General features: G+C 41.1%; 4 protein-coding genes and 1 pseudogene. All 5 read right to left on the bottom strand.

Translation table 11 applies throughout. The features are described from left to right. The coding region (locus VE944_RS26750; protein ID WP_324984355.1) for a LysR family transcriptional regulator at positions 1-234 on the bottom strand (234 nt) is incomplete at its 3' end. A gap of 349 nt (positions 235-583) precedes the next feature. Next, positions 584-829: a hypothetical protein gene (locus VE944_RS26745; protein ID WP_324984352.1), complete on the bottom strand. Its 246-nt coding sequence runs from the start codon at positions 827-829 to the stop codon at positions 584-586. Further along, a pseudogene (locus VE944_RS26740) lies at positions 813-884 on the bottom strand (BrnT family toxin); the annotation flags it as partial. The pseudogene VE944_RS26740 and the gene VE944_RS26745, both read right to left, overlap by 17 nt. Positions 885-907: 23 nt before the next feature. Further along, a complete protein-coding gene (locus VE944_RS26735) occupies positions 908-1,123 on the bottom strand; it encodes a hypothetical protein (protein ID WP_324984349.1) in 216 nt (71 codons plus the stop codon). Positions 1,124-1,232: 109 nt separating this feature from the next. Beyond that, positions 1,233-2,178: HEAT repeat domain-containing protein (locus VE944_RS26730; RefSeq protein ID WP_324984346.1), on the bottom strand; the 946-nt coding region annotated here is incomplete at its 5' end.

Here is a 2,178-nt window from a genome sequence, read left to right as displayed (position 1 = left end):
TGTAGCTGTCTGCCATTCTTGGCAAATTTTCCGGGCACGGGGTAGTAAACATTCACCTCCCAGCGTTAATTTTGCATGATTAGTTCTGTGAAACAGTTCTATACCCAAATCTGCTTCCAATGCCTGGATTTGGCGACTAATTGTCGATTGGGTAACACCAGATGTTCGCGCTGCTTGTTGAAAGCTGCCGGTTTGTGCGATCGCCAGAAAGGCTTGCAACTGCTCTAGGCGCATTTTTATGTAGCCTGAATTACATTTATCAGTTTCATTAAGTTAACGGTTTTTTATCAGCAATTTAGTATAGTTTGTTACAGTATTTTTTATCTGATTTACATTGTATAAACCAGGTTTTACCGCCTTTGTCATCAAGTATCCGCTTTGCACGGAATTTTTGGGAAAATATCCCCAAAAAAGACTTGACTATTTTTTGCTGAAATATATGAATTTTTAGATAAGATTTTTAAGCCATCACATTATGCAACAGATTATCAGGTGTCAGTAACACAAGTTTTTGTGCAACTTACAGATACGGCTGCGATCGTCATATTTATATCTACTAATTACGACTTAATATTGACTATTTCTATTCTGTCTGCTGCACCACAGTGTTAGGCTGCTGGCGTTGGGCAACTTGAATTAACAACCTCAATGCGTCATTCACTGTCTTATCATTAGGAAAAGCTTGGGCAACATCGGGATCTAAAAGTACTAAATTTGTTCCCTGACGATACCGCTCAATATACTTGCCTCTGGTGCCTCCCTCCATTTGAGCAAAATCGTACTCAGAACGTAATTCGTCTTCCATTTCATTCTCAATTTCTTTCTTCATAAAACCTTTTCTCCTGACGGGTGGCTTTTCGAGCGCTGATAATTCGTACTTTGTCTCCTCGATCGGTGTGTGCAACAACTAAGAGTTGTCCAAACCTACACCTGTTATTGCTGTGAGAATTGGTATGGAAGCTGTTGTTGTTCCTAAAACTGCTGCTGCTGCTCCAGCCCCAGCAGCACCTAATACTGTAATTCCGACATCAGCGAGAGTTCCAACTCTATCATTTGGATTATTTTCTAACCTCTCAATTGTTTTGAGAAGTTGTTCCTTTGTCATATTTTGAGTGTTAGACATTTTGAGCCTCTAGTATTTTAAGTTAGGAATCAAGCAGGAAGAATGCCACAAAACACAGTATTAAAAACATCTGTCAGTAGTACGAAAAATTTTTGATTTGAAGATAAATTCACCACTCAGCCAAAGCGATCGCTATTCCTTGTTGTAAATCTGGTGTGAGTTCAGGGTTATTGGCTAACTGCTGCAATTGTTGATATGTGGCTTCCCTATCCAAATTTTTTAATGCTGCGATCGCATGTAGTCTCACCGATGCATTAGGATCAGCTAGAAGCGAAATCAATGGTTCAATAGCTTGCATTTCGCTTAACTGCCCTAAAGATAAAGCGATCGCACTTGTAACACTGGCAATCTTTGTGGCTGGATGCTGCGATTGCAGTATTTGCAATAATATTTCTACGGCTAGTGTAGTTTGCGGCTTTTGCACTCGCCCCAAAACTGTAACAATTTCTTGCCAAAGTGTCTCTGAAGTGATTTGATGAAATGCTGTTTGTAAATATTCCAAACTAGATAACGTCCCCAGCCAACTTAAAGCGCGGATGGTTTCTAATTGCAGTGGTAGCGGTGTATGGGGTGATATTAGCAGCTTAAATAATTCCTGAGCTGCCTGATCACAACCCATTCGAGAAAGGGAAACTGCGGCTGCACAACAAACATCAATATTAAAGTCGTAAAGCTTAGGTTGTAATCTCTTCACCAAATCTAATGCTTCCCGTGAGTCAGGGCGAAAACCTAAACCAAGTATTGCTGCACGCCTAACCGTGGCGGCTATATCATCTAAAGCGTTTAACAATACTGGCGGCACACGTTCGTCATGAAAGCTGCTGAGGGCTTCAATTGCAGCCGTGCGGATTGTTGCTTGTGGATCTTGTACTACACTTAATAGCGGTGTGATGGTTTCTGTTTGGGGAATGCAAGAAAGCGATCGCACTGCTAAAAGCCTTGTATCTTCATCTGCTAGAAGTTCAGTTAGTGAAGTAATCGCAACACTACCCATTTGCCCCAGTGCTGTAGCTGCGATCGCTTTAAGTTCTTGATCCTCATCGGTTTTCAACAAT

The organism is Nostoc sp., assembly GCF_035638895.1.
Lineage (GTDB): Bacteria > Cyanobacteriota > Cyanobacteriia > Cyanobacteriales > Nostocaceae > Nostoc.
This window is presented reverse-complemented; position numbering and strand designations above follow the sequence as displayed.